The sequence below is a fragment of the Neisseria sp. P0017.S009 genome, from assembly GCF_051957375.1.
Classification (GTDB): domain Bacteria; phylum Pseudomonadota; class Gammaproteobacteria; order Burkholderiales; family Neisseriaceae; genus Neisseria; species Neisseria perflava.
The window spans coordinates 411,856-437,791 of sequence record NZ_JBQCWL010000001.1 but is presented as its reverse complement, the minus strand read 5'-3'; the positions used below and the strand labels follow the sequence as shown (position 1 = coordinate 437,791).

Sequence of the window (25,936 nt, the reverse complement as noted above, 5' to 3'; positions counted from 1 at the left end):
CTGAAAAGCCGATTAATGATTGCTGACAATCAAGTCTTCTGCGTCTCGGGAAACATTTCCCAGCCAAGTTGATAAGCCGAGTTGAGTGTTCCCTCCTAAATCCATCAGTGGAACTTCTTTTTGCATCAGAATAGGTTGAATGTCCCATTCATATTCTTCTGCGGCAAATAAACGAACCCATTCTCGTAAACGGGCTGTATTAATACCGTCTTTAAAGAATGATTGGTAGGCTGGTAAGGTAAGTGGGCCAATAATAATCCGAAATTTACTTTGCACATCATAGAGTTTGTCACCTAGTAGTAAACCATCACCAAGTGTGTAGTTACCCATAATCCCAATTTGCGTTTTCTCTTCTTCAACCTTAACCCAGTACCCCACGTTAGTTTGAATGTTAACGGGAACTTGGAAATAGCGAGTGAGCAGTTGTTGCAGGTTGACTGCAGATCGGCTTTGTTTTATCAATAGACCGGAAAAATAACGTTTGGCAAATTCGTGAATTAAGCCTTTGTTATGTGTGGTCGGAATGTTAAGGCCGTTAAAACTGGCAATATATTTTCCGAAGCGGTCTTCAGCATTTTTATCTAAAGATGTAATGCTTTGGGCATTAGCCCATGCTCGATAGAATAAGATAGCCAGACGGTGTTGCAACATATTTGCAAAACCTGCCCATGCCCGGTCACCGTGTTGATGTTGGCGTTCATAAGCATACTCGGTTAAATGTAGAGGTAGTGGGCCAGATGGGCCAAACAGACCAAATCCATTAATGGAAATTTCTACATAATGTGGTGATAAGGTTACCGATTGGAGATTGCGTGGGGCAAAAGTAAGCGAAGGATTTTGGTGGATCCTTATTTTCTCCATTTTGGGGCTAATAGCTTTGCCTAATATTTGCCCACCAGTAATAAATTTAACGGACTCAAGCTGGCGCAAGAGTGAAAAATAATCATACTTATACGGCTGAGAGGAAACTTTATTTAAAAAGACTGTAAGTTTTTCATCCCAAGCATTGTCTAATGAGTCACCAAAATCTGTTTTAGGGTTGACTGGACTCATATAATCATTCTCTCTCCAATTTCAGACGGCCAAGTAGCAATATGACCTTGCTGGAGCGTGTCAATTCTCAGTTGTACAAATGAGTTAATAGACACCAAACGTCGGAAATAATGGTTTAAAACTGATCCAAATAGGAAAGGATGGACGCCGCCTAATTGAGCTTCGTCTAGTGTAATGGTAATGTTGATTCCTCTGATAGGGGCTGCAACTCCATAATGACGGACTACTTTGTTAATAATTGAGGTTTCAACTCGTGTAATTGATTCAATCTGTTTTTTCAGTAAATCGCTTTCAGAAGAAACAAATACTGTTAAAAGCTCTTTCAAAGCAACAGGCGCATCTTCTTTATCAGTATTCAAGAGCGATAGGTAATTTAAGCTCAATTGATTTAAAAATGACCAAAGTGTCCTATCTTCACTTACTGCTTCTTGAGGCCTTGTTAATTTAGAAATCAGTTTAATTGATTTGACTGGCAAAAATCCCTCAATAAGAAAGTCAGATTCTCCGTCTCGAGGCATGATTAGAGGCAAATCTCTGCTTGTACACCAAGTATCGACAGAAAGGTGTTGTATGTTTGAATTAAAGGCGTAATTCTGATTATTAGCAAGAGATAAAAATACCTCACTACCTAAATAGGAAGAGCGAAAACCATTTTTAGCTGAGTTTTCGGATGGTACTCTATCAGCACGACGAGCAGAAAAATAAGCATGTTGAGTTTGGGACTCAGGAAAGAGTCCTATATCCGGTGCTTTGTACATTGGTGAAAATACTACGGTTTGAAGGTTGTTGGTATCAAAGCCTTTTACTTGCTCGATAGCGTAGACTTCATAATTCAGGGGCTGGGTACGGTCGATAACGACATGGTACTCCTGATCTTGAATATTTACCGGAAAGCGTGAGCTTTTTTTTCTGAATAAGTTGACGACTGGTACGGCATTTACAGAGAAATCATCTACACCGATCAGCTCAGTTAATTCAGGTATTTTATTACTGAATAAAAATGAAAGACTAAAATAGCGTTTACGATAAGTAATAATTTTTTTATTGACTCCCTTATCGTTTACGATTTCCTCTAAATGTTCAGGTACTTTAGGTAAGTGTCCTTTTTTTTCGGCTTGTTGGACGGCTTGTTTAATATTTTTTTGAGAAATAAATAGAAACTTTTCCGGTAGGCGTGAATACTCCTGCATAATTCGGAATGCACTCACCGATTTATCTAAATTAAATGATAAGGCTTCATCTTCTCGAAAACCACGATGTTCTGGTGTAGTAGGTAATGGGTAATACCATTGTTTTGGATTTTCGTAACTGTGGCAAACAACACCCACGCATTCAGAAGCCAATAGAAACAGCAATGAAGATGATTTGGAAAGCTCTGTACCCAAAAATATAGATAATTCATCTGGCAACATCTCTGAACATGTACCTGGTACGCTCAATGAAAAATCCAAACGCAAGGCAGATTGTACTTTCTTACCAGAGGATTGTTTGAGTGCAGGGAGTGCGTTTGGTAAATAACCTATTGAGTCAGTATATTTGGCTTTTTCAATACGAAGTGGCAGAATTTCAGTAGTTTTAGTTACAGAAAATGGACAACTTACTCTAAATTCATCAATAGGCAGAGACCTTAATATTTTTCCTCGTTCCAGTAGATTGATCACATCAGCGTTATATTGATTAGTAGGCTCTAGATTGACAATAGCTGCAGCCGGTTTTTGATTGATGAAGTCAGGATAAACAACTTCTAAGATTCTTTGGACAAAACGAGGATACTCCGCATCCAGTTTAAGTTGGGTGCGTGCAGTAAGAAAACTTACCCCTTCCAAGAGTCTTTCAACATAGGGGTCAGGAATATCAGTTGTATCTAAAGCTAATCTTGAGGCTATCTTAGGATATTGGGCTGCAAACTCTTTACCCATTTCCTTTAGAAAAGTTAGCTCTTTGTTGTAGTAAGACAGTAATTTATTATTCAAGCCCCATTTCCCCCATCTAATAAGTCAAACAATCCTGTTTCAACATCCATGCTGGTTCGGAGCAAGAATTCTTTAGGATAAGGATTGAGTTTCAGGTAACCTTTGATTTCAATAATGAGTTTATTGTGTAAAGCATCGTCATCATCGTCTGAGGTATTTACGATCACTTGTAGAGTCTTATTTTCAAGACGCGGTTCAAAATCGATGATGGCTTGTTTGATATTCTGTTCCACATCTTGCCATTCAATATCGGAAAAATTAATACCAGAAAGGGGAGGGATACCATAATTTAATGTAGAAGAGCGTACATTTTCAGTTAGGTCAATCCCCATAGTTTCTGCTTGCATGTTGCATGTATTCAGTAGATAAAGAATATCACGCAGTACTGCTTGCCGATATTGATCAAGATTAATGACCTGATCGGAGCGTGCCTCTTTTTTTCTGCGTGGCTCTTCATCTGTTAGTCTGTCAAATAAAGAGGGTAACAGTTGATTTTTGAATTGCGACATGTTTAATTGTTGGGTTTGAAAGATGGATAGATTTTAATGATTTTGTTCAAATCTAATATTACAAATATCTAAAAGGCCAAAATCATGGTTGTCGGTATACAAAGTTTTTTGACCAACCCCTGTAAAGAGTTGCTCTGCTATTTCTATCCAGTCAGTTTGTGAACATTTCATTAGTAGATCTGACCATGCTGTTTCTTCACCAGGCATAACAGCATAACGAGCAGGGCTGGTACATTGAATACATTCACCATTAGTAAATTTGATTTCAGACGGCCTCCAAATGATGTCCAGTAAGGAACTTGGTGTCTTGAAAGAAATATTTTCAATAGAATTCCATGTTTGCCAGTAGTAGTGACCTTGATAGAAATATTCATAAACGAAGGCGGTACGTACGTCTCCATCCATAATCCAGTCACTATCAATCTCGGAAACTGATTTATCTGCTAAAAGGTAAGTAATATGTACGGGCGAGCCTTCTATATTCTCAGATAGCACAGTATAATCATCGACAAGGGCTTTATTTTTCTGTTCTGAAACATGGGCAACTAAAGAGAGTTGCTTTTGAAGAATATCAAGTTTGCTTGCGTGTTGTTCTAGTGTTTTTGGTTTTTGTTGGGCTTCCAAAACTGCCTGACGCCGCATTTCAGCAGAAATATTTTCAATAAGATAAAGCATTAAAGGTTTTTGGGTATGAGGAAACAGTTTTTGATATTGTCCAATCTGTTTTAAAGCCTGTTCCCATTTTGCGCACAGACACTGATATTGAATCAGTGCTAAACGATGTTCTTGATTGTCAGGATTTGAACGTACAAGCTCAATCATCTCTGATAATTTAGTCTTCAAATCCATTTCAATGATCCCTTATTTAATTTATAAAGATGAATAATAGAAGTTAAAAACAAGATTAATTTTTCAGTTAAGTAGTGCCGTCTGAAAAGTGAAAACATTTATATATAAAGCCTGACTTAAAAACGCCTTTTAAGTCAGGCTTTTTTAATTAAATCTACATATCAATTATGCAGATTTGTTTTCTTTGATATTGAAGGCCATTTGAACTTCAGCACCTTTAGAACCTTTATCGGTTTGTTCCCAATATTGGTTTTTCACTTTTGCAGCTTGGAATGAATAACGCATTTTCAGAGCATCATTGTCTTGTACGCCAATGAATTTCACACCGGTCACTAAGACATCTTCTAATGTAGTGCGTGAGTATTCAATTTGTTCACCACCAGCTTTACATACAGAAATTTCTACTTTGCTCAAGTGTTGGCCAGTAGCGCAGTTTTTCAAAATGGTTGGAGCTGCTTTATCGATAGCAGCAACTACGGTCAAGTCATTGAAATTGACTTTACCGGCACCACCGCCACCACCGCTAGTCATTGAACCAGGTTGCTCTGCACCCCAGTCAAAACTTTCGATGTTAGTCCAGTCTTTGTGGTTAGAATCTTTTGATTCGCCATTTACACCTTCAACTTTCATGAACATATCAATAGCCATTTTTTACTCTCCTAGTTAAAAAATACAAGCGATTTAACAACAGGGCACTAAATATACCCAACTAAATAAACTAAGCCTGACTATTCTTGTTTAGTCGAAGGCAATTTGGAAACCAAGCGTAGAGAAACGGTAAGCCCCTCAAGTTGATAATGAGGACGCAGGAAGAACTTAGAAGTGTAGTATCCTGGATTATCTTCTACTTCTTCTACAACTACCTCTGCAGCAGCTAATGGTTTGCGTGCTTTCGTTTCTTGCGTAGAGTTGGCAGGGTCTCCATCTACATAATTCATAATCCATTCGTTCAACCAGCGTTCCATGTCATCACGTTCGCGGAATGAGCCAACTTTGTCACGAACAATACATTTTAAGTAGTGTGCGAAACGGCAGCATGCGAATAAATAAGGCAAGCGAGCAGATAAACGTGCATTGGCGGTAGCATCTGGATCATAATATTCAGATGGTTTATGCAAAGATTGCGCACCGATAAATGCAGCTAAATCCGTGTTCTTGCGATGAATTAATGGCATAAAGCCCAATGCAGCCAATTCTGCCTCTCGGCGGTCGCTAATGGCGATTTCTGTTGGGCATTTCATGTCTACACCACCATCATCGGTTGGGAATGTGTGGCAGGGAAGATTTTCAACGATACCGCCTGATTCCACACCGCGAATAGCGGTACACCAACCATAGTATTTAAATGAGCGATTAATATTTACTGCCATTGCATAAGCAGCATTGGCCCAAGTATATTTATTGTGATCTGCACCTTCTGTTTCCTCTTCGAAGTCAAATTCGTCTACAGGATTTGTTGTGGCACCATAAGGCAGGCGAGACAGGAAACGAGGCAGGGCTAAACCGATATAACGTGAATCTTCGGATTCACGCAGGCTTCGCCATGGAGCATATTCGGCATTTTGGAAAATTTTACTTAAGTCGCGCGGATTAGCTAATTCTTGCCAAGACTCCATTTGCATTAATTTGGGAGATGCACCAGCAATAAATGGACAGTGTGCAGCCGCTGCAATCTTCTCAAGACTATTGAGCATTTCTACATCAGGGGCAGAGTGATCAAAATAATAGTCACCTACTAAGCAACCAAAGGGTTCACCGCCAAATTGGCCGTATTCTTCCTCATAAATACGTTTAAAGAGTGGGCTTTGATCCCAAGCCGTACCTTTAAAGCGTTTTAAATTACGAGCAACTTCCTTTTTGGAAATAGGTAATACTTTGATTTTCAGTAAAGTATCTGTTTCGGTATTGGTCACTAAATGATGCAGGCCGCGCCATTCACCTTCAAGCTTTTGAAAGTCCTCATGATGCAAGATCAAGTTGATTTGTTCAGAAAGCTTTCTGTCAATTTCGGCAATAATTGCTTCAATGGTTTGATAGGTATCATCTGAAATGGTGACGACATTTTGTAAGGCTTGCTGAGCCAATGTTGCGACTGCATTAGTTACAGCGCTTTTAGCTTCTTCCGTTTTAGGTTTGAATTCTTTTTGAAGCAGCTGTTCAAATTCATTGGTTGCAAACACATGTTGCGAACTGCCATTTTCTAGGGTATCTAATTGTTTTTCAGCCATGATTTACTTTCACTTCTAGTTTTATTAGAGACTATTGTTCATTTTTGGATGTTGATTTGGGCGCGGCTGCAAGACTTTTTAGTAATTCGCTGTCTCCTAAGACTTTTCCAATTAGTTCTTCAGCCCCACTTTTACCATCCATATATGAGAGTAAATTAGACAGTTCTGTACGTGCCTGTAAAAGCTCATTTAGAGGTGCTACTTTTTTAGCTATCGCAGCCGGTGAGAAGTCATCCATGCTTTCCAATTCGAGTTCTACATTCAAATTCCCTTCACCTGTCAATGTATTTTTTACGTTGAAGGCGACACGAGGTTTAAGGGCTTTCATGCGTTCGTCGAAATTGTCTACATCAATTTCTAAGAATTTTCGTTCGGCCAAGTCAGGCAGTGGCTCGACAGGTTTACCAACCAAATCTGCCATAACACCCATAACGAAAGGCAGTTCAATCTTTTTCTCTGAGCCATACAACTCTACGTCATATTCAATTTGCACGCGAGGAGCTCGATTGCGGGCAATAAACTTTTGACCTGATGATTTATTTCGTGACATGGTTATAACCTTAGGATAATTAATAATGTTGTATATCTAAAAGATATTTACGAAATTGTGGATGAGGTTTACTAATTTTAGGAATTTGCTGTATCTTCATCTGGTTTGCCAATTAAAACTTCTAAATTGACAATACTTTCTGGGCTAATATCTTTCATGATGTCATAAAAGTTCATATTCATTTGTCGTTGCACTCTGCGGATAAACAGTGGTGCAGGGTGGCTGGGCTCAAGAGTTTCAAAATAAATGCAGATTTTCTCTAAAGCCAGATCAACATCAGCGCGATTTTTAATATTCAGACGGCGCCATGCATCAGCCTCTTGAATAGATTGTTCTTGCGTAATAGCCAAGCTGTTAGTTTCAGAGGGTAACTCAGGCTGTTCTGTCTGTTGTACTGAGGGAGTGCTCCCATCATTATAGTTGATGGCTTTGTGAATTAGGGTAAGGGGTTTCTGAATAACATCAAAATCAAGTGAGTGTTCATCCTGTAAATTAGACGAGAAAATGCGTTGGATGTCTTTCAGACAGTCCAATGCTTGAATTAATGCAGTTAATTCAGGTTTCCCTGTATCGGCATTTACTCTAATATCGAGCATTAGCCGCTCTTTACCTCCTGGATAATTTTGTGAATCATTTCCTTGTAGTATGGAAACAGCTTCTTTGACAGTAATTGGTTGTTGAGTTAACCCATTTATCAATAATTTAGATGCAAGAATCTCTTTGATGATGCCATCAAGTGTAGTAAAGGAGCTAAGGGCATTGATCCTGTAAAAGGGATCAAATTCACCGTCTTCATCTTCAAGTTTGGGGTAAATGGATTCCCAATATAAGTCTATATTAGCTCTAATTGCTTCGCAGCCAGCGCAGAACCCTACGAGTCCATGTTTGGCAGTAAGAGCTTGTGCATAATAAGCCAAGACATGTAAATCTTTAGACTCGGCTAGCAATTGATTGCACAACTTTTCTACTGTTGCCCAGTCGGCCTCTTCTGCCGGAATAATCGTGTCACCATATTGTTGTTCTGGTTTGCCTTCAGCTACGCTTTGTAGTTCTAAAAAGCGGCTATCGTATTCGATATTTACACCTTCGGGACTGTCGATAGAGATAGGCTCGTCCCATCGAGGAAATGTGTTCATCTACTTATAATCCAAATAACTTATTAAACAGTGAGCATGAGGGGAGGCCTTCATGTTTTATGTGGTAACCGCTTTCAATCTCTTGCCAAAAACTACCAATGCCGTCTGAATCAGATAAAAAGTTGTGAAAGGATTCAGAGAGGATAGAGCTCTCTGTTGTATCACTACTGTAAAAATCTTCGATACAATATTCCCCTTCTTTTAATATCTTGCGAAAGGAATTTTTTTTCTTTAAAAGAAAAAAAAGAGAATCAAGTGATTCGGGAATAGAGCTAGGTTTATAAAATAACACAAATGGGTATTTTCTGCCAATTTTATCAGAACTACCAGCAGCCATACCAGTATAAATAAGATCATCGGGTAATTTGATACAAAATAGCCAAATTTGCAAAGGGGAATATGTTTTTCGAGTGAATGAAATTAATTTGTTTTGGCCGGAGCATCGGTTAAACCAGTTATCCCAAAAGAATCTATCATGAGTTTGAAGATTCTCGGAGAAAATAAAATCACGGGATTGATTCAGTTTGCCAAAAAAATAGACTTCATTTTGCTTAAACATAAGTAGTCATCACAAGAGAAGAGTTTTTAGATTCCCAAGTTGCTAATTTAGATACAACTGCTAAGACTCGTACTCTAGCATAATTCGATGTGTTGATAAATATAAATTTAAACCACTTGAAATAATAACTAAAGAAATGTAAATAATCTTTAAAAATATGCGCTTACTATATGATATTATAGATAATAAAGTTTATCAAATACAGTTTTATTTATAGCTTATTGTTTGTTATAATTTTTGCAAAATAATGTGTTCAAAGTCCTCAGAAAGTGATTGAGGTTCCTTGTTTTGAGGTTTCTACTTGTAGATTAATTAGGATTTCGACGGAGTAATCGCATGTCCTCTTCCGGTAACACCATAGGTATTCTTGTTCCTCAGCCTTCTGCACCTGCCATGGTGTCTCAAGGTTCTGCCAATCCGCCTGAGCCGCTGACTAATGCAGCCGGGCCGGTAGATGTGATAGAGATGGTGGCCGATGTTGCCTCTAGTGCCCTTTCTTTGGTTGCTCCTGACTCTGCTGCAGCTAATGTGGCTGATGCTGTATCTGATGTGGTTTCGCTCGCTTCAATGGTCCCAGGTTTGCCTAGTGTTAGACTGCCTTCACGAAAGATGGTCAGTGGTTTTGGCGGGGGCAGCGGAGCAGGTTCTGATGGTGGGGTAGTTACTTCTGGTCATGGTCACTGTATCCCCTGTAAAGTTGCAGCAGCTATCGGTAATCCTGTTAATGCCGTACTTGGTATCAAAGTCCTATTTGACGATACAGAGACCGACTTTTCCTTTGACTCCCCACTTCCCCTTGTTTGGCAGCGCAGCTACTATTCCGACCAAATAGGCAACGGCTGGCTGGGACAGGGTTGGTCGCTGCCGTTCTCTATGCGTCTTGTCCGGACTGCCGACGGTTTCCTCTATATTGATGAACAGGGCAGGGAAATTTCGTTGCCGGATATCAGCGACGAAGCTGACGAGCCTTATTCCGCAGCCGACGACGATGAAGACGATTTATATGAAGAAGAGGCTGCCCAAAGACCTGCTTCCGCCGAAGAAGACCCCTACGGTCTGGATAACGCCTATTTTGATCCTTACGAACAAATCTTCTTTTCTCAGATTTCAGACGACCTCTACCAAATCGCCTCCCCCGACGGCGGCGCACGGCTACTGTTTGCCGAAGTCGATTCCGGCTGCGGCATTTACCAACTGGTCGCTCAGCTCGACCGCAACGGCCGCCATATCCGCCTCTGCTACGACGATAACGGACTGCCGCACAGCATTTACGACGGTAGCGGCCGACACTTCCAACCCGTATTCTCCTCCATCCGTCTGCACGACAACGATCCCGACTTCGACCCGGCAGGGGAGCGGGACGTCTTCGTTTCCGAAGACGAGCGTTTCTACGTCAACCGCCTCACCTCCGTTACCTTCAACGGCAAGGAACTGGTACGCTACGACTACGACGGCTACGGCGATTTGACCGCCGTTTACGGACGTGACGGCAAAAAACTGCGCGGTTTCGCCTACCGAAACCACATCATGGTCGAACATAGCCAACCCGACGGACTGGTGTCCCGCTACGAATACGACCGTTACGACGCCGACGGCAAAGTGCTTAAAAGCAGCAACAACCTCGGTGAAGAATGGACGTTCGCCTACCGCAAAGACCATACCGTCGTTACCGACGCATTGGGACGGACGGAAGTGTACGGTTTCGACGAAAACCGCGAACTCGTCTACCGCATCGACGCCGACGGACAACGCAGCGACAGCGAACGCGACGACTATGGCCGCATTACCGTAGAACGCGACCCCCTCGGACACGAAACCCGCTATCTCTACGATACCGAAGGCAATGTCATCGCTATCACCGCCCCGGACGGCAGCAGCACTCAAATCGACTACCACGAAACTCTCAACCTGCCGGTTGCCGTCAACGATCCCGCCGGCAGGATTACCGCCTATACCTACGACGGACGCGGCAACCTCGTCAGCATCACCGACCCCGCCGGTTACACCACAAGTTACGGCTACAACGCCCAATGGCTGCCCGAAACCATTACCGACGCCTTAGGCAAAACCCGACGCCTACACTACGACACCCTCGACCAGCTCGTCAGCTTCACCGACTGTACCGGCGAAACCACCCGTTTCGGTTACACCGAATACGGCGATCTCGAAACCGTTACCGATGCGCTGGGCCATACCACCCGCCACCACTATGACGCAGCGGGCAACCCCGTCCGTACCGACTATCCCGACGGCAGTCACGAAACCTTCGAATACGACCGCCTCAACCGTCTGACTGCCCACATCGACGGACTCGGTGCCAAAACCGCCTACGAACTCGCAGTGGACGGACTGCCGATCAAACGCACCAACGCGCTGGGTCATACCTTCGCCTACGCCTACGACAAAGCCCGCCGTCTGACCGTCCTCACCAATGAAAACGGCGAAACCTACCGTCTCGATTACGACCAAACCGACAACCTGATCCAAGAAACCGGCTGGGACGGCAAAATCACCGCCTACGGCTACGATGTCGCCGGACAACTGGTTCAACAGACCGAATACGGCCAAAGCAATCATGAAGGCCGTCTGAAAGAGCGTCCAGAGACTTGGCACATCCACCATTTCAAACGCAACATCCTCGGCCAACTGATCGAAAAACAAAGCCGCAAAGTGTCCCACAAAAACGGACAAAGCAAAGACGAAGGCATCAGCCGCACCCGTTTCGAATACGACCCCATTACCGGCAACCTGACCAAAGCCCGTAACCAACACAGCAGCGTCGAACTAGCCTACGACGAACTCGACCGCCTCATCGGCGAAACCACCGTCCACAACGGCCAAAGCGCCACCGTAGGCTATCGATACGACCCGTTGGGCAACCGCATCCGTACCATCCTGCCCGACGGCCGCCATATCGATTACCTGTACTACGGTAGCGGACACCTGCACCAAATCAGCCTCGACGGCGAAGTCGTCAGCGACATCGAACGCGACAAACTGCACCGCGAAATCCAAAGGACACAGGGCAGCATCAGCAGCCTGTACGACTACGACCCCATGGGCCGTCTGAAAAGCCAGCGTACCATCCAGAACGGCACACAAACGCTTCACGGCAAACAAAACCCGTTGGCCGGCGGCGCCGTCAACCGCCGCTACGCCTATGACAAAGCCGGCAACCTCATTCAAAGCGCCGACCAAAGAAGCGGCGTCCTTAATTACGTTTACGACAAAATCGGACGTATTCAAGAAGCCCGCAACAGCCAAACCGGCCGCAGCGAAACCTTCGCCTTCGACCCCGCCCACAACATCCTTTCAGACAAAGCAGCCGAAAGAAAGGGCAACAATCTTGTCAGCGGCAACCGCCTCAAAGAATACAACGGCATCGAATACACCTACGACGCATTGGGCAACCTGATCTACCGCCAGCTGCCCAATGGCGAAAACCAATATTACCAATACGATTTAGAAAACCAACTCGTCCGCGCCGAAATCAAAAAGCCCGCCGGCAACACCGAGATCTGGACATACGCCTATGACCCGTTCGGCAGACGGCTTTCCAAAGAACGCCAAGACAAACTCGCCTGGACGAGTACCGACCCGAAACGCACCCACTTCGTCTGGGACGGCAGCCGCCTATTGCAGGAGTACACCTACAAAGGCAGCTACACCTATATCTATACCGACCAAGACAGCTACGAACCTTTAGCCCAAATCTTTGACAACGCCAAAGACGGCAAACAATACCTCGCCTATTTCCACAACGACCAAATCGGCATCCCGCGCGAGATGACCGACATCCACGGCAATCTCTTATGGTACGGCGAATACACCGCTTGGGGCCGTCTGAAAAAGGACGAGCGCGTCTATCGGAACGCGCACCAGCCGTTCCGGTTGCAAAACCAGTATTGTGATCAAGAGACAGGGCTGCATTACAACCTGATGCGGTATTACGAGCCAGAGGCCGGGCGGTTTGTGAATCAGGACCCGATTAAATTAATTGGTGGAGATAATCTATATCAGTTTGCTCCAAATACTCAAGAATGGATTGACCCATTGGGGGAGAGTGGCTATCGCTTGCGTAAGAGTATGGAATCTCAGGGAATGTTCCGTCCAGCTTCTTCTTGGCAGACACACCATTTAATTCCACAGGCAGTTTGGAAAGAAAACAAAGCATTTTTTAATAGTATTGGCATGAAAGGCAAAGGATTAGGCAGAGATAGTTGGACTAATGGTCTGTATATGCCTTCAACTGAAGCAGATGCTCGAAGTTCACTTAGAGAATTTTTCCATCGAGGGTCTCATAAGAACTATAATGATAGTGTAAGTCGCGAGTTACAAAAAATAAGAGGCGAATTCCAACAAGGAAAGATTACAGCAGCACAAGCACGAAAACGTGTGCAGAATTTACAAAAAAGGTTGAAAAAACGCTTAAGTAAGTCTTTATCCGTTGGAGGGTGCGCATCTACCAACTCGCCCAAACGATTAGATTAGGAGGATATTATGAAAAAATTACTAGTATGGGGATATGCCCTACAAAGCATGGATAAAGCAGAAAAAATGGGGTTGCCACGAGTAAGTAGTGGAGCTGTGGGTATATCAGAGAAGTTTAACCCTAAAAAAACGCATCCTGATTTTGACTTTCCGTGGAGTTGGTTTGTAAAGGGACAAGAAATCCCGAAAATGCCTGAAAAAGTTTATGTCTGCTTAAAAAAAGCAAGGAGTGTTACTTTTGATTTTCTGCCATATAGTGACTTCTTTATTATGTCAGCGCGTTTTTTGGAATTTATTAAAAAATACGGGTTTGACCATAATTTTGGCATGAGCAAGGTAGTTGTTGTCAATACAAAAGGCGAGCTATTGACAGATGAAACCTATTATTTAATAAGAATAGTTAGCTGGGAAATTGAGAATGAAATTGTTTACCCGGATTTAGGATTAAATGAAGAAGATTTTTCGCTTGAAGCATACACTAATTCGGATAAGGATATTTTATTGTCTTCCAATCATAATTATTCAGGAGCATTTATGGTATCAGAAAATTTAAAAGACAAAATATTGGAAAATTTTTCTTTGCCTTTTCTTTATTCTTTGGAAGAGTGGAAAGAATTGAACAATTTAGACAGTTATTGGGATTAATATTAATTGATTAATATAAATCGATTAATATTAATCAAAGAAGTGTTGGATGAACTTTTTTCTATGTTAGCAAGCCGTAGCCCCACACAAAACCTTCAGTCCCAACGTAGCAAGCCGTAGCTTGCACAAAATCTTCAGTCCTGACGCAGGGTGTGTGTGCGGTACGCACTCACACGGTTTCCGCTTTTCGGACGATCTTAATACTTTCTTTGAGGCCGTCTGAAATATTGGTTCTTTAATAATCCGATTATTGATCAGCATCAAGGTCGTCTGAAACACAACTTTTAGACGGCCTTTGTTGCTATTGTGTTCAACCGTCGCTACGCCTACGACTACATTTACGACAAAATCGGACGCATTCAAGAAGCCCGCAACAGCCAAACCGGCCGCAGCGAAACCTTTGCCTTCGACCCCGCCCACAACATCCTTTCCGACAAAGCCGCCGAAGGAAAGGGCGGCAACCTTAGCAGCGGTAACCGCCTCAAAGAATACAACGGCATCGAATACACCTACGACGCATTGGGCAATCTGATCTACCGCCAGCTGCCCAATGGCGAAAACCAATATTACCAATACGATTTAGAAAACCAACTCGTCTGCGCCGAAATCAAAAAGCCCGCCGGCAATACCGAAATCTGGACATACGCCTACGACCCGTTCGGACGACGCCTTTCCAAAGAACGCCAAGACAAACTCGCCTGGACGAGTACCGACCCGAAACGCACCCACTTCGTCTGGGACGGCAGCCGCCTATTGCAGGAGTACACCTACAAAGGCAGCTACACCTATATCTACACCGACCAAGACAGCTACGAACTGCTGGCGCAAGTCTTTGACAATGCCAAAGACGGCAAACAATACCTTGCCTATTTCCACAATGACCAAATCGGCATACCGAGGGAGATGACCGACATCCACGGCAATCTCTTATGGTACGGCGAATACACCGCATGGGGTCGTCTGAAAAAGGACGGGCGGGTTTACAAGAACGCGCACCAGCCGTTCAGATTGCAGAACCAATACTTCGATGAAGAGACTGGGTTGCACTACAACCTGATGCGCTATTACGAGCCTGAGGCCGGTAGGTTTGTGAATCAGGACCCGATTGGGTTATTGGGTGGGGATAATTTGTATCAGTTTGCTCCTAATATTCAAAATTGGGTTGATTTTTTAGGACTGCGAAGAAGTTATGCAGGAAAACAAGAACGTATTAGGGCACTTGCAACTGATAAATCTCAACCTCGTTTTGTCCGTGGCTGGGTGCAGAATGAAATTAGAAGAGTAGAAGGATTAAAAGCTGCGGGAAGAAGTGGTAGGTTAAGACTCCCTCCTGGTTTTGATTTGGCACATTGGAGAGGCTACGAAAGTGCTAAAGGGTTTAGTTATACCTTCACAAGTCTTCTTACTCGTGTACTCCATAGATTACAGCATAAAAAAGATAATGGTGGTAGGAAACAGCCAAGAATGGGGTCAAAAAAATGTGGAGGTAAAACTGAACAAGAAATTAAAGATTCGCGGAAATAAATTGAAATTATTTATTAGGAAGTTAACAATGGTTTTACATCAAAAAGCAATAAATGCAATTCTTAATTTGTCTAGTCAAGAACGTTGTGAGCATACTTTAAAAAGGATAGCTGACTCTGGAGTTCTATATGTTTTAGCAGACGAAGAAGGAGATTGGATATTATGGGGAGATGAGAAAAATTCATCTTTAGCCATATGGCCTGAATTAGAATTCGCAAGAATTATGGCAAATCCTGAAGATAAGAATTCTGATATTTATGAAATTGAGATAGAAGAATTTTTAGAGGATGGGATACCATGGTTGATAGAAAATAATATAGGTATAGCTGTCTTTCCGATTCCTGACAATCCTGAAACTATTGATATGAAGGCTATTCAGTTTGCTGCCTCAGTCAATAAAATCTTAGATGAAAGTTATGATGAGGCCTTAGATTTGCCTTATCTGTAAACGAATGGTCAGTTCGAGAAACCAAACCGTAAGGTCGTCTGAAAAACAAATAGCAACCACAGGAAGCCGTAGCCTGCACAAAACCTTTAATTCTGATGTAGAGTACGAGCGGAACGTACGCACGCGGTTTCTGTTTTTCAGACGACCTCAATACTTTCTTTGAGGTCGTCTGAACCATTTGTTCTTTAACAATCTCATATTGGTCAGCTGGGACGGCAAAATTACCGCCTACGGCTACGATGCCGCCGGACAACTGGTTCAACAGACCGAATACGGTCAAAGCACCGATAAAGGTCGTCTGAAAAACCGTCCCGAAACTTGGCACATCCATCATTTCAAACGCAACATCCTCGGCCAACTGATCGAAAAACAAAGCCGCAAAGTCTCCGGTCGCAACGGACAAAGCAAAGACGAAGGCATCAGCCGCACCCGTTTCGAATACGACCCCGTTACCGGCAACCTGACCAAAGCCCGCAACCAACACAGCAGCGTCGAACTCGCCTACGACGAACTCGACCGCCTCATCGGCGAAACCACCGTCCACAACGGCCAAAGCGCCACCGTAGGCTACCAATACGACCCGCTGGGCAACCGCATCCGCACCATCCTGCCCGACGGCCGCCCTATCGATTACCTGTACTACGGCAGCGGACACCTGCACCAAATCAGCCTGGACGGCGAAGTCATTACCGACATCGAACGCGACAAACTGCACCGCGAAATCCAAAGGACACAGGGCAGCATCAGCAGCCTGTACGACTACGACCCCATGGGTCGTCTAAAAAGCCAGCGTACCATCCAGAACGGCACACAAACGCTTCACGGCAAACAAAACCCGTTGGCCGGCGGCGCCGTCAACCGCCGCTACGCCTATGACAAAGCCGGCAACCTGATTCAAAGTGCCGACCAAAGAAGCGGCGTCCTTAATTACGTTTACGACAAAATCGGACGGATTCAAGAAGCCCGCAACAGCCAAACCGGCCGCAGCGAAACATTCGCCTTCGACCCCGCCCACAACATCCTTTCCGACAAAATAGCCGAAGGGAAGGGCAAAGGCAGTAACATTAGCAGCGGAAACCGCCTAGAATCATACAACGGCATCGAATACACCTACGACGCCTTGGGCAACCTGATCTACCGCCAGTTGCCCGACGGCGAAAACCAATATTACCAATACGATCTCGAAAACCAACTCGTCCGCGCCGAAATCAAAAAGCCCGCCGGCAATACCGAGATTTGGACATACGCCTACGACCCGTTCGGACGACGTCTTTCTAAAGAACGCCAAGACAAACTTGCCTGGACCAGTACCGACCCGAAACGCACCCACTTCGTCTGGGACGGAACGCGATTACTTCAGGAGTACACCTACAAAGGCAGCTACACCTATATCTACACCGACCAAGACAGCTACGAACCGCTGGCGCAAATCTTTGACAACGCCAAAGACAGCAAACAATACCTCGCCTATTTCCACAATGATCAAATCAGCATACCGAGGGAAATGACTGACATCCACGGCAATCTCTTATGGTACGGCGAATACACCGCCTGGGGCCGTCTGAAAAAGGACGAGCGGGTTTACAAGAATGCGCACCAGCCGTTCAGATTGCAAAACCAATACTTCGATGAAGAGACCGGACTGCATTACAACCTGATGCGGTATTACGAGCCTGAGGCCGGGCGGTTTGTGAATCAGGATCCGATTGGGCTGTTGGGTGGGGATAATCTGTATGCTTTTGCGCCAAGTACACAGGCTTGGGTTGATCCTTTAGGGCTAGCTAATTTATTTGATATAGGTACCTATGGGAGTCTTAATAGTAGTACTCATGTTGGAGATGGCTTACAAGCCCATGAGTTAATTAGGCATGAAGCATTAGTTCAAAATGGTTATACAACTAAAAATAATCGATTAAGCCAGAATCCAGCTATTGCTTTAGATTTGGATCATCATACAAGAGGGCCAGCAAAAGATACTAGAGGGATTGGTGGCACTCATTACCATGAAGCAGAGATTAGGCGTTCTCATTATGGTTTGGGTAGAAATCAAATGCATACTGATTTACATCGAGAGATTGATATTGCTCAAGGAGGATTGAGAAAAACGGGAACTCCTAAAGCTCAAAGAAAACGATTAAGAAAAGAAGCTAAAAAATTTCTTAGAAAATTGAAAAAAACAGGTAAGAAATGTCCTTAAATTTTTAGGAGAATTTAAATGAAAAAAAATGGATACGTTAATTTTAACTTTTTAGATAGTAAGTCCAATATAAATGATATATTAGTTGGGCTAGATTTAGACTATTCAAATAAAGTGATAGCGCCAGATGGTCATGAGTTAGCATTGATCGCTTTCATACCGATTGAGAATTTATTAACTATTGCACCTCAATTTAAAACAGATTTTCAGGGGAAGGAATATAAAGATAAAGCAATTTACGTTTTTTCTTATTATGATAAAGAAGATTATTTTCTTGACTACATTACTGAAATTGACGATGCTATTCAAGGATACACGAAAGTTATCGTCGGAGATAAAAGTCAGTTCAAGTTTAACCTAGATGAATTTTATCCAATTAATCCTATTGAGAATTTAGATGAAATGAGTTTTTTAGGAGGACAACCTGAATATTTACAACAAGAAGGTGATGATTTTCTAGAAAAATATATTTTCATAGGTCAAATCTTAGGAATGGATCTACCTAAAGAAGTAAATGAAATTTTTTATTTAACTGAGAACATAGGATATATTTTTATAAATCGAGATCTATCGGGTGGATTATTCTTCGTACAAACGACTTAAACAAATATTTAATCATATAGTAAGTCATCTTCCACATGAAACGTTAAATTCTAGCAAGCCGTAGCTCGGACAAAGCCTTCAGTCCTGACGTAGAGTGTATGTTGCATGCACGCAGTTTCTGTTTTTCAGACGACCTCACTATCTTCTTTGAGGTCGTCTGAACCATTTGTTCTTTAACAATCTCATTGGCAGTTAACATAGAGGTCGTCTGAAAACTAACTTTCAGACAACCTTCATCTTATTTTGTCAAAATTCTGCGCACGAAAGGGTTTTCATATCATACTGCTGCCTTTGAAATAGAATAAAAGGCGTATATAAAATCATGTGGGAGAATGATTTCAGATACTAAACGGCAGGGATTAATTTCTAGGAAACAGGCAGCAAGACTGCGTAGAATTATTGGTAAATGTTCCTATTTTATTAATGTAAATATATTAGAAAGGGTTAATATGACCTACTTGATTAAGCCATATGAATCAATTGGTGATTTTGTATTTGGTACTTCTCTTGAGGACGTACAAGAAAAATATGGAAAACCAGCAAGAATGGTTGAAGATAATATTATGAATAATAAGGTGGAATATAGGAATGCTTGTGAGTTAGTTTATGAAAACGATAAATTGGTTTATGGATATTGCTTAAAAGATTCTAATCCCATATTAGGAGATATTGATATATTTAAAAATTCAATCGAAGACCTTAAAGCCATCGATTCAGAATTTATCGAAGGAAAAAAATATATTCTTTTTAAGAATCTCGGGATTTGTATAGGAGGTATGACAGGGAAAAAAATTCCTGAAGGCAAGTTATTAATTGCATTTGATAAAAATCACTTTGATTTTTTTGAATGTTTTATCGAGGTGTAATCGAACTGTAGCCAATGAAGCTTCCAATTCCGATGTAAAGTAAGTCGTAGCCTGCACAAAACCTTCAGTCCTGGCGTAGGGTTTGTGCAGTACGCACGCACGCGGTTTCTGTTTTTCAGACGGCCTCAATACTTTCTTTGAGGTCGTCTGAAGCATTTGCTCTTTAACAATCTCATTAGCAGTTAACCACGACACCCTCGACCAGCTCGTCTGCTTTACCGACTGTACCGGCGAAACCACCCGTTTCGGTTACACCGAATACGGCGATCTCGAAACCGTTACCGATGCGCTGGGCCATACCACCCGCCACCACTACGACGCAGCGGGCAACCCCGTCCGTACCGACTATCCCGACGGCAGTCACGAAACCTTCGAATACGACCGCCTCAACCGGCTGACCGCCCACATCGACGGACTTGGTGCCAAAACCGCTTACGAGCTCGCAGTGGACGGACTGCCGCTCAAACGCACCAACGCGTTGGGTCATACCTACGCCTATGACAAAGCCGGCAACCTGATTCAAAGTGCCGACCAAAGAAGCGGCGTACTCAATTACATCTACGACAAAATCGGACGGATTCAGGTCATAAATACTGCAATCAAATATTTGTCATAATCTACTAAAAGCATTTATTATTACATATCTAATAATCATAATTTAAGGGAAAATGTTCATGGCGTGGCGGTTTGTGTTGCCTGCTTGGGTGGTGGGTGTAGTGCTTTCGTTTGCGTTGCCGTTTGTGCCGCCATGGTGGGCTTGGTTGTCTGTAATCATTGGCGCGCTTGCGTTGTGTCGAAAATTTGCTGTGGCTTGGTTGGTGCTGGCTGTTTGCGTGGGTATGGCGTTTGGAGTGTGGCCGACCGGGCTGGTGTTGGCCGGTCAATGGCCTGCAGGGGAGGTGGCGGCTAAAGTTTTGACGGTTGAAGTGGCGGATATGCCGCGTGATGATGGTCGGCGCGTGCAGTTTGCGGCAAGGGCTTGGGATGAACAGGGGCAGGCTTTTGATTTGATGTTGTCGGATTATCAGCGGCGCGATTGGGCGGTGGGCAGCAGGTGGTCTGTATCGGCGCGGGTAAGGCCGGTGATCGGTGAAGTGAATGTGTGCGGTTTGAACCGTGAAATATGGGCTTTGGCCAATGGTATCGATGGCATGGGTACTTTGGGGCGCGACAGGAAACTCGTGCGGCAAGGTGGCGGTTTCGGTTTGGCTAATATGCGTGATGCGGTAAGCCGGAGTTGGCAGAGAACAGGGGACAAATATCCTGAGTTTTCAGACGGCATAGGGCTGATGCGTGCTTTGAGTATTGGCGAGCAATCGGCGTTGAGGCCGCCTTTGTGGCAGGCATTCCGCCCTTTGGGGCTGACACACTTGGTCAGTATTTCGGGCCTGCATGTGACGATGGTGGCGGTATTGTTTGCCTGGCTGATTAAGCGAATTTTCCGTTATTTGCCGTGGATTCCGGCAAAACCGCGTGTGTGGATATTGGCAGGCGGTGTTGCCGGTGCTTTGTTTTATGCGCTTTTGGCCGGTTTTTCCGTACCGACGCAACGCAGTGTGTTGATGTTGGCTGCGTTTGCGTGGGCATGGTGGCGCGGCAGTGGCGGCTCGGGCTGGACGGCGTGGTGGCAGGCTTTGGCCGTTGTTTTGTTGTTGGATCCGTTGGCTGTATTGGGCGTGGGAACTTGGTTGTCTTTCGGTTTGGTTGCTGCTTTGATTTGGGCTTCATCAGGCCGTCTGAAAGAGTCGGGCTGGCGGTTGGCTGTACGGGGACAATGGGCAGCGACTGTATTGTCGGTGGTATTGCTGGGCTATTTGTTTGCTTCGTTACCTTTGCTCAGTCCGTTGGTTAATGCGCTGGCTATTCCTTGGTTTTCTTGGGTGTTGACGCCGTTGGCTTTGCTGGGTTCGGTTTTTCCGTTTGAACTTGTCCAGTTGGTAGCGGCATTTTTGGCGGAATATACTTTACGCGGTTTGCTATGGCTGGCTATGGTATCGCCTGAATTTGCCGTCGCAGCGGCGCCCGTGCCTTTGCTTGTGTTGGCGATGATGGCGGCTTTACTGTTATTGCTGCCTAAAGGAATGGGCTTAAAACCTTGGGCATGTCTGGTTTTATTGGGCTTTGTGTTTTACCGTCCTGCCAAGCTGGAGGAGGGGGTGGCAAGAGTTACGGTGATGGATGCAGGACAAGGTTTGTCGGTGTTGATACAAACGCGTAACCGCAATCTTTTGTTTGATACGGGAACGGAGCAAGTGGCGCAAACAGGTATAGTGCCGAGTTTGAACGCGATGGGTGTGCGCCGTTTGGACAGCCTGATTTTGTCGCACCATGATATTGACCATGACGGCGGTTTTCAAAGTGTGGCGGCTGTCGGTACCGATAAATTGCTTGCCGGACAACCTGAATTTTATCCGAATGCAGAGTTTTGCCAAGAAGACAAATGGCAATGGGACGGCGTAGATTTCGAGTTGCTCAGGCCGTCTGAAAATGCAGGCAAGGAAGATAACGACCAAAGCTGCGTATTGCGTGTCGTGGCAAACGGAAAAGCCTTGTTAATAACCGGCGATTTGGGCGTGAAAGGCGAGGCCGGTTTGATTGAGAAATACGGCAATGCGTTGTATAGCCAAGTGTTGGTGTTGGGACATCACGGCAGCAGCACGGCTTCGTCAGGCAGCTTTTTGCATACGGTTTCGCCACAATATGCCGTGGCATCTAGCGGCTATGCCAATGCCTACAAACATCCGACCGTTGCCGTACAAAATCGTGTCCGCGCGCATGGTATTACTTTATTGAGAACGGATTTGTCTGGCGCGTTGGTGTTTGCTTTGGGACAGGACGATATATTTCAAGGCCGTCTGAAAAAGGATAAGTTTTATTGGCAGAAGAAACCGTTTGAGTAAAAAGGCTAAAAGGCCGTCTGAAAGACTTTTCAGACAGCCTTAATATTTTTTATTGACGGGCATTATCCAAATTTTGTGTGAATCCAATTGTGGATAGTTTATTTTACTCATTGATAATAAAGGATAAAATAAATTTGATTAAATAATAGGCAAATAGAAAAGAGGAAAATAATTACAAAGTTATTAGTAATAATCGGTATGATGTTCTGTATATCAAGCAGAGCCTAAAGCAGCACAGAGTTCGCACGTTTCTATAATGAAGATGCTGCGCAACTGACAGCCGCCAATATTATCGGCTGATGGTTGTTTTAAAGTTTAAGGCCGTCTGAACCTGATATTTCATGTTCAGACGGCCTTAAACTTATATAATATCCGACCCAACTGTTTAAAAAGGCTATCGCCATGAACACCATACGCACCAAAATTTGTGGTATTACCCGACCTGAAGACGCGCTGGCCGCGGCCGAATTGGGCGCGGATGCCATCGGGCTGGTGTTTTATGCCAAGAGTAAACGGGCAGTGAGTATTGAGCAGGCGCAGGCGGTTGTGAAAAACCTGCCGCCGTTTGTATCGGTGGTGGCCTTGTTTGTGAATGAAAACGAGCAAACCATCCGCGAGATTTTGCGTCAGGTGCCGATAGATGTGATTCAGTTTCACGGCGATGAAGACGATGATTTTTGCCGTCGGTTTGACCGCCCGTATTTGAAGGCCGTGCGCGTACAGTCCGCTGCCGATATTCAGACGGCCTGTGCCAAATTTCCGAATGCACGCGCCTTGCTGTTTGATGCCTATCATCCGACTGAATACGGCGGTACGGGACAAAGTTTCGACTGGACCATGTTACGCGGCAATATCGGCAAACCGTGGATACTTGCCGGCGGATTGACAGCGGAAAACGTTGCCGAAGCGGTAAAAATCAGTGGCGCGGCGGCGGTGGACGTGTCCGGCGGCGTGGAAATCTCCGGCGGGGTTAAGAGCAGGGAGAAAATGGCGGCGTTTATTCAGGCAGTAAAGGCCGTCTGAAAATTTGTTTGAATGAAAAACAATCGGAATACAGATATGCAAGAGTCAATCGTTGAGTCCCACCCCTTCGCAGCCTTGTTGCCCCCGCAGGCAACAGTCATGATGATGGGGACGTTTCCGCCTAAAGAAGAAAAACACGCGATGCAGTTTCATTACCCGAATTTTCAAAACGATATGTGGCGTGTGTATGGGCTGGTGTTTTTCGGCGATGCGGCGCATTTTCAAAAGCAGGGCGAAAAAGCGTTTGATGCCGATAAAATCAAAGCGTTTTTGAGTGAGAAGGGGATTGCATCTTGTCCGACCGTGTTGAAGGTAATACGCGAACATGGCAATGCTTCGGATAAGTTTTTAAAAGTGATAGAAACCGTCGATTTAGCGGCAGTATTGGCGCAAATGCCCGAGTGCCGCCATCTTTGTACCACCGGCGGCAAGGCAACCGAAGTTTTGTTGGAGATTCAAGGCAGCGGCATGAAAATACCGAAGACCGGCGAAACAGTGCTGTTTCCCTATGCAGGACGTGAGTTGACCCTGACGCGCCTGCCTTCGACTTCGCGTGCCTATCCTTTGAGTTTGGCGAAAAAAGCGGCGGCGTATCGGGCTTTTTTTGAAATGACTGGATTGACTGTTTTTCAGGAGTAGGGCGATGGACCGTTATGAAATCTCTTTAATGACGTTTATGGCTTTGTGGTGGCTTGTTAATGTCGTCTCAGTGTGGCTGAAGGCCAAACAATGGCATATCAGGGTATTGTTGGGCGGAACGCTTTTGTATGTGATACAAATATCTGCAGTCGTTATGTCTGTTAACGGCCTTAATTGGATATTTTTGAACGTAAGCACTATAAATACCAATGAGTTGATTATTGCTTTGCTTGTGCTTAACTTTCTGGGTTGGTGGTTGCTGGCACTGTGGCTGGGGATGTTGGCATTGAAACTATGTCTGAGAAACAAAAACGAAGAAAAATATATTGCGCCGCCGTTGGGTGCGGCATTGCTTGCAACATCGAGCAGTACGCTGTTGTTCCTATTTTGTCTGCTGATATTATTATTCAATTAGTTGCCGACAAGATGAATGGAAAACGGCTATAATTGCTGACAATTTTTACTTTCAGACGACCCTTTACTGAATCAGGCCGTCTGAAACCAGAAAACGAACAAGGAAAAATTCCATGAAAAATTATCACGCTCCCGACGAGAACGGCTTTTTCGGCGAACACGGCGGCCTGTACGTTTCCGAAACCCTGATTCCTGCTTTGCAAGAATTGGCAGAAGCCTATAAAGCAGCGAAAGAAGATCCTTCATTTTGGGAAGAGTTCCGCCATGATTTGAAACACTATGTCGGCCGACCCAGCCCTGTTTACCATGCCGCGCGATTGTCCGAGCATTTGGGCGGCGCGCAAATCTGGCTGAAGCGTGAAGATTTGAACCACACCGGCGCACACAAAGTCAACAACACCATCGGTCAGGCATTGCTCGCCCGCCGCATGGGCAAAAAGCGCGTGATTGCCGAGACCGGCGCGGGTCAGCACGGCGTGGCTTCTGCCACCGTCGCCGCACGTTTCGGCATGACTTGCGACGTGTACATGGGCGCGGACGATATCCAACGTCAAATGCCCAATGTGTTCCGTATGAAATTGCTTGGCGCGAATGTCGTTGGCGTCGACAGCGGCAGCCGTACTTTGAAAGACGCGATGAACGAAGCCATGCGCGAATGGGTGGCGCGTGTGGATGATACGTTCTACATCATCGGCACTGCCGCAGGCCCTGCACCGTATCCTGAAATGGTACGCGATTTCCAATGTGTGATCGGCAATGAAGCCAAAGAACAAATGTTGGAAGCCATCGGCCGCCAACCTGACGTTGCCGTTGCCTGTGTGGGCGGCGGCTCGAACGCCATCGGTTTGTTCCATCCCTATATCGAAGAAGAAAACGTACGTTTGGTCGGCGTAGAAGCCGGCGGTTTGGGCGTGGACACCCCCGACCACGCCGCGCCGATTACCAGCAAAGCCCCTATCGGCGTATTGCACGGTTTCCGTAGCTACTTAATGCAGGACGAAAACGGCCAAGTCTTGGGTACGCACTCCGTTTCCGCAGGCTTGGATTACCCAGGCATCGGCCCGGAACACAGCCATTTGAACGACATCAACCGCGTGGAATACACCGTTGCCAAAGATGACGAAGCACTCGAAGCCTTTGACTTGCTTTGCCGTTTTGAGGGCATTATTCCTGCGCTGGAATCCAGCCATGCCGTTGCTTGGGCGGTGAAAAACGCGCCGAAAATGAGCAAAGACCAAGTGATTTTGGTCAACCTCTCCGGTCGTGGCGATAAAGACATTAATACCGTGGCGAAACTCAAAGGCATTGAGTTGTAAGTCTTATTGATTG

General features: G+C 44.7%; 23 protein-coding genes. 13 read left to right on the top strand and 10 right to left on the bottom strand.

Annotated elements, in window-relative coordinates; all coding sequences use genetic code 11:
- Nucleotides 1-12: 12 nt before the first annotated feature.
- From tssG to ACTHTG_RS02175, 9 genes are all read right to left on the bottom strand, one after another.
- Complete coding sequence (tssG, locus tag ACTHTG_RS02215) at nucleotides 13-1,053, bottom strand: type VI secretion system baseplate subunit TssG (protein ID WP_004520038.1); 1,041 nt, start codon at nucleotides 1,051-1,053, stop codon at nucleotides 13-15.
- Nucleotides 1,050-3,026, bottom strand: coding sequence for a type VI secretion system baseplate subunit TssF (locus ACTHTG_RS02210; RefSeq protein WP_049337059.1), 1,977 nt, complete (start codon nucleotides 3,024-3,026; stop codon nucleotides 1,050-1,052). Before ACTHTG_RS02210 ends, tssG begins: the two co-directional genes overlap by 4 nt.
- A complete protein-coding gene (gene tssE, locus ACTHTG_RS02205; protein WP_004520041.1) occupies nucleotides 3,023-3,535 on the bottom strand; it encodes a type VI secretion system baseplate subunit TssE in 513 nt (170 codons plus the stop codon). Before tssE ends, ACTHTG_RS02210 begins: the two co-directional genes overlap by 4 nt.
- Before the next feature lie 33 nt (nucleotides 3,536-3,568).
- A complete protein-coding gene (locus tag ACTHTG_RS02200) occupies nucleotides 3,569-4,384 on the bottom strand; it encodes a type VI secretion system accessory protein TagJ (RefSeq protein ID WP_004520042.1) in 816 nt (271 codons plus the stop codon).
- A 165-nt stretch (nucleotides 4,385-4,549) separates the two neighbouring features.
- Nucleotides 4,550-5,032 (bottom strand): Hcp family type VI secretion system effector, encoded by a 483-nt coding sequence (locus ACTHTG_RS02195; protein ID WP_003761730.1) that lies wholly within the window; start codon nucleotides 5,030-5,032, stop codon nucleotides 4,550-4,552.
- An 80-nt stretch (nucleotides 5,033-5,112) separates the two neighbouring features.
- Nucleotides 5,113-6,612 (bottom strand): type VI secretion system contractile sheath large subunit, encoded by a 1,500-nt coding sequence (gene tssC / locus ACTHTG_RS02190; protein ID WP_004520043.1) that lies wholly within the window; start codon nucleotides 6,610-6,612, stop codon nucleotides 5,113-5,115.
- A 31-nt stretch (nucleotides 6,613-6,643) separates the two neighbouring features.
- Nucleotides 6,644-7,162, bottom strand: coding sequence for a type VI secretion system contractile sheath small subunit (gene tssB / locus ACTHTG_RS02185; protein WP_004520044.1), 519 nt, complete (start codon nucleotides 7,160-7,162; stop codon nucleotides 6,644-6,646).
- A gap of 77 nt (nucleotides 7,163-7,239) precedes the next feature.
- Nucleotides 7,240-8,298 (bottom strand): type VI secretion system protein TssA, encoded by a 1,059-nt coding sequence (gene tssA / locus ACTHTG_RS02180; protein WP_004520045.1) that lies wholly within the window; start codon nucleotides 8,296-8,298, stop codon nucleotides 7,240-7,242.
- A 4-nt stretch (nucleotides 8,299-8,302) separates the two neighbouring features.
- Nucleotides 8,303-8,857, bottom strand: a complete 555-nt coding sequence (locus tag ACTHTG_RS02175) for a TagF domain-containing protein (protein ID WP_049337065.1) — start codon at nucleotides 8,855-8,857, stop codon at nucleotides 8,303-8,305.
- A 336-nt stretch (nucleotides 8,858-9,193) separates the two neighbouring features.
- Here ACTHTG_RS02175 and ACTHTG_RS02170 point away from each other — a divergent pair, with 336 nt between their 5' ends.
- From ACTHTG_RS02170 to ACTHTG_RS02140, 7 genes are all read left to right on the top strand, one after another.
- Nucleotides 9,194-13,348 (top strand): DUF6531 domain-containing protein, encoded by a 4,155-nt coding sequence (locus tag ACTHTG_RS02170; protein WP_440360513.1) that lies wholly within the window; start codon nucleotides 9,194-9,196, stop codon nucleotides 13,346-13,348.
- A gap of 9 nt (nucleotides 13,349-13,357) precedes the next feature.
- Nucleotides 13,358-13,993: an Imm43 family immunity protein gene (locus ACTHTG_RS02165; protein WP_049336648.1), complete on the top strand. Its 636-nt coding sequence runs from the start codon at nucleotides 13,358-13,360 to the stop codon at nucleotides 13,991-13,993.
- Nucleotides 13,994-14,299: 306 nt separating this feature from the next.
- Nucleotides 14,300-15,517, top strand: a complete 1,218-nt coding sequence (locus ACTHTG_RS02160; protein ID WP_210398316.1) for an RHS repeat-associated core domain-containing protein — start codon at nucleotides 14,300-14,302, stop codon at nucleotides 15,515-15,517.
- 28 nt (nucleotides 15,518-15,545) lie between these two features.
- Nucleotides 15,546-15,965, top strand: coding sequence for a DUF2750 domain-containing protein (locus ACTHTG_RS02155; RefSeq protein ID WP_049336831.1), 420 nt, complete (start codon nucleotides 15,546-15,548; stop codon nucleotides 15,963-15,965).
- A gap of 769 nt (nucleotides 15,966-16,734) precedes the next feature.
- On the top strand, nucleotides 16,735-18,162 hold the full coding sequence (locus ACTHTG_RS02150; protein WP_440360517.1) for an RHS repeat domain-containing protein: 1,428 nt from the start codon (nucleotides 16,735-16,737) through the stop codon (nucleotides 18,160-18,162).
- Nucleotides 18,163-18,180: 18 nt separating this feature from the next.
- Nucleotides 18,181-18,765, top strand: a complete 585-nt coding sequence (locus tag ACTHTG_RS02145; RefSeq protein WP_004521126.1) for a hypothetical protein — start codon at nucleotides 18,181-18,183, stop codon at nucleotides 18,763-18,765.
- 332 nt (nucleotides 18,766-19,097) lie between these two features.
- Nucleotides 19,098-19,631: a hypothetical protein gene (locus ACTHTG_RS02140; RefSeq protein ID WP_004521124.1), complete on the top strand. Its 534-nt coding sequence runs from the start codon at nucleotides 19,098-19,100 to the stop codon at nucleotides 19,629-19,631.
- 175 nt (nucleotides 19,632-19,806) lie between these two features.
- Here the strand turns inward: ACTHTG_RS02140 and ACTHTG_RS02135 are convergent, their stop codons facing one another.
- Nucleotides 19,807-19,929 carry a hypothetical protein gene (locus ACTHTG_RS02135; protein ID WP_434061410.1) on the bottom strand — a complete coding sequence of 41 codons (123 nt, stop codon included), beginning with the start codon at nucleotides 19,927-19,929 and terminating at the stop codon, nucleotides 19,807-19,809.
- Nucleotides 19,930-20,076: 147 nt separating this feature from the next.
- On the opposite strand from ACTHTG_RS02135, the gene ACTHTG_RS02130 reads away from it, so the two are divergent.
- From ACTHTG_RS02130 to trpB, 6 genes are all read left to right on the top strand, one after another.
- Nucleotides 20,077-20,247, top strand: coding sequence for a hypothetical protein (locus tag ACTHTG_RS02130; RefSeq protein ID WP_288971442.1), 171 nt, complete (start codon nucleotides 20,077-20,079; stop codon nucleotides 20,245-20,247).
- 58 nt (nucleotides 20,248-20,305) lie between these two features.
- Nucleotides 20,306-22,531: a DNA internalization-related competence protein ComEC/Rec2 gene (locus ACTHTG_RS02125; RefSeq protein ID WP_440360512.1), complete on the top strand. Its 2,226-nt coding sequence runs from the start codon at nucleotides 20,306-20,308 to the stop codon at nucleotides 22,529-22,531.
- Between the two features lie 402 nt (nucleotides 22,532-22,933).
- Nucleotides 22,934-23,554, top strand: a complete 621-nt coding sequence (locus ACTHTG_RS02120) for a phosphoribosylanthranilate isomerase (protein ID WP_440360511.1) — start codon at nucleotides 22,934-22,936, stop codon at nucleotides 23,552-23,554.
- A 36-nt stretch (nucleotides 23,555-23,590) separates the two neighbouring features.
- A complete protein-coding gene (locus ACTHTG_RS02115; RefSeq protein WP_440360510.1) occupies nucleotides 23,591-24,193 on the top strand; it encodes a uracil-DNA glycosylase family protein in 603 nt (200 codons plus the stop codon).
- 4 nt (nucleotides 24,194-24,197) lie between these two features.
- A complete protein-coding gene (locus ACTHTG_RS02110) occupies nucleotides 24,198-24,608 on the top strand; it encodes a hypothetical protein (RefSeq protein ID WP_440360509.1) in 411 nt (136 codons plus the stop codon).
- 112 nt (nucleotides 24,609-24,720) lie between these two features.
- The gene (gene trpB, locus ACTHTG_RS02105; protein WP_440360508.1) at nucleotides 24,721-25,923 is read left to right on the top strand and encodes a tryptophan synthase subunit beta; all 1,203 of its coding nucleotides are present in this window, start codon (nucleotides 24,721-24,723) and stop codon (nucleotides 25,921-25,923) included.
- The last annotated feature ends 13 nt before the right edge of the window (nucleotides 25,924-25,936 follow it).

Bases quoted from the DNA above. Each gene is read 5' to 3' on its own strand.
- tssG (WP_004520038.1), bottom strand. From the start codon at position 1,053: ATGAGTCCAGTCAACCCTAAAACAGATTTTGGTGACTCATTAGACAAT.
- tssE (WP_004520041.1), bottom strand. From the start codon at position 3,535: ATGTCGCAATTCAAAAATCAACTGTTACCCTCTTTATTTGACAGACTA.
- ACTHTG_RS02200 (WP_004520042.1), bottom strand. From the start codon at position 4,384: ATGGATTTGAAGACTAAATTATCAGAGATGATTGAGCTTGTACGTTCA.
- ACTHTG_RS02195 (WP_003761730.1), bottom strand. From the start codon at position 5,032: ATGGCTATTGATATGTTCATGAAAGTTGAAGGTGTAAATGGCGAATCA.
- tssC (WP_004520043.1), bottom strand. From the start codon at position 6,612: ATGGCTGAAAAACAATTAGATACCCTAGAAAATGGCAGTTCGCAACAT.
- tssB (WP_004520044.1), bottom strand. From the start codon at position 7,162: ATGTCACGAAATAAATCATCAGGTCAAAAGTTTATTGCCCGCAATCGA.
- tssA (WP_004520045.1), bottom strand. From the start codon at position 8,298: ATGAACACATTTCCTCGATGGGACGAGCCTATCTCTATCGACAGTCCC.
- ACTHTG_RS02175 (WP_049337065.1), bottom strand. From the start codon at position 8,857: ATGTTTAAGCAAAATGAAGTCTATTTTTTTGGCAAACTGAATCAATCC.
- ACTHTG_RS02170 (WP_440360513.1), top strand. From the start codon at position 9,194: ATGTCCTCTTCCGGTAACACCATAGGTATTCTTGTTCCTCAGCCTTCT.
- ACTHTG_RS02165 (WP_049336648.1), top strand. From the start codon at position 13,358: ATGAAAAAATTACTAGTATGGGGATATGCCCTACAAAGCATGGATAAA.
- ACTHTG_RS02155 (WP_049336831.1), top strand. From the start codon at position 15,546: ATGGTTTTACATCAAAAAGCAATAAATGCAATTCTTAATTTGTCTAGT.
- ACTHTG_RS02150 (WP_440360517.1), top strand. From the start codon at position 16,735: ATGGGTCGTCTAAAAAGCCAGCGTACCATCCAGAACGGCACACAAACG.
- ACTHTG_RS02145 (WP_004521126.1), top strand. From the start codon at position 18,181: ATGAAAAAAAATGGATACGTTAATTTTAACTTTTTAGATAGTAAGTCC.
- ACTHTG_RS02140 (WP_004521124.1), top strand. From the start codon at position 19,098: ATGATTTCAGATACTAAACGGCAGGGATTAATTTCTAGGAAACAGGCA.
- ACTHTG_RS02135 (WP_434061410.1), bottom strand. From the start codon at position 19,929: ATGGCCCAGCGCATCGGTAACGGTTTCGAGATCGCCGTATTCGGTGTA.
- ACTHTG_RS02125 (WP_440360512.1), top strand. From the start codon at position 20,306: ATGGCGTGGCGGTTTGTGTTGCCTGCTTGGGTGGTGGGTGTAGTGCTT.
- ACTHTG_RS02120 (WP_440360511.1), top strand. From the start codon at position 22,934: ATGAACACCATACGCACCAAAATTTGTGGTATTACCCGACCTGAAGAC.
- ACTHTG_RS02115 (WP_440360510.1), top strand. From the start codon at position 23,591: ATGCAAGAGTCAATCGTTGAGTCCCACCCCTTCGCAGCCTTGTTGCCC.
- ACTHTG_RS02110 (WP_440360509.1), top strand. From the start codon at position 24,198: ATGGACCGTTATGAAATCTCTTTAATGACGTTTATGGCTTTGTGGTGG.
- trpB (WP_440360508.1), top strand. From the start codon at position 24,721: ATGAAAAATTATCACGCTCCCGACGAGAACGGCTTTTTCGGCGAACAC.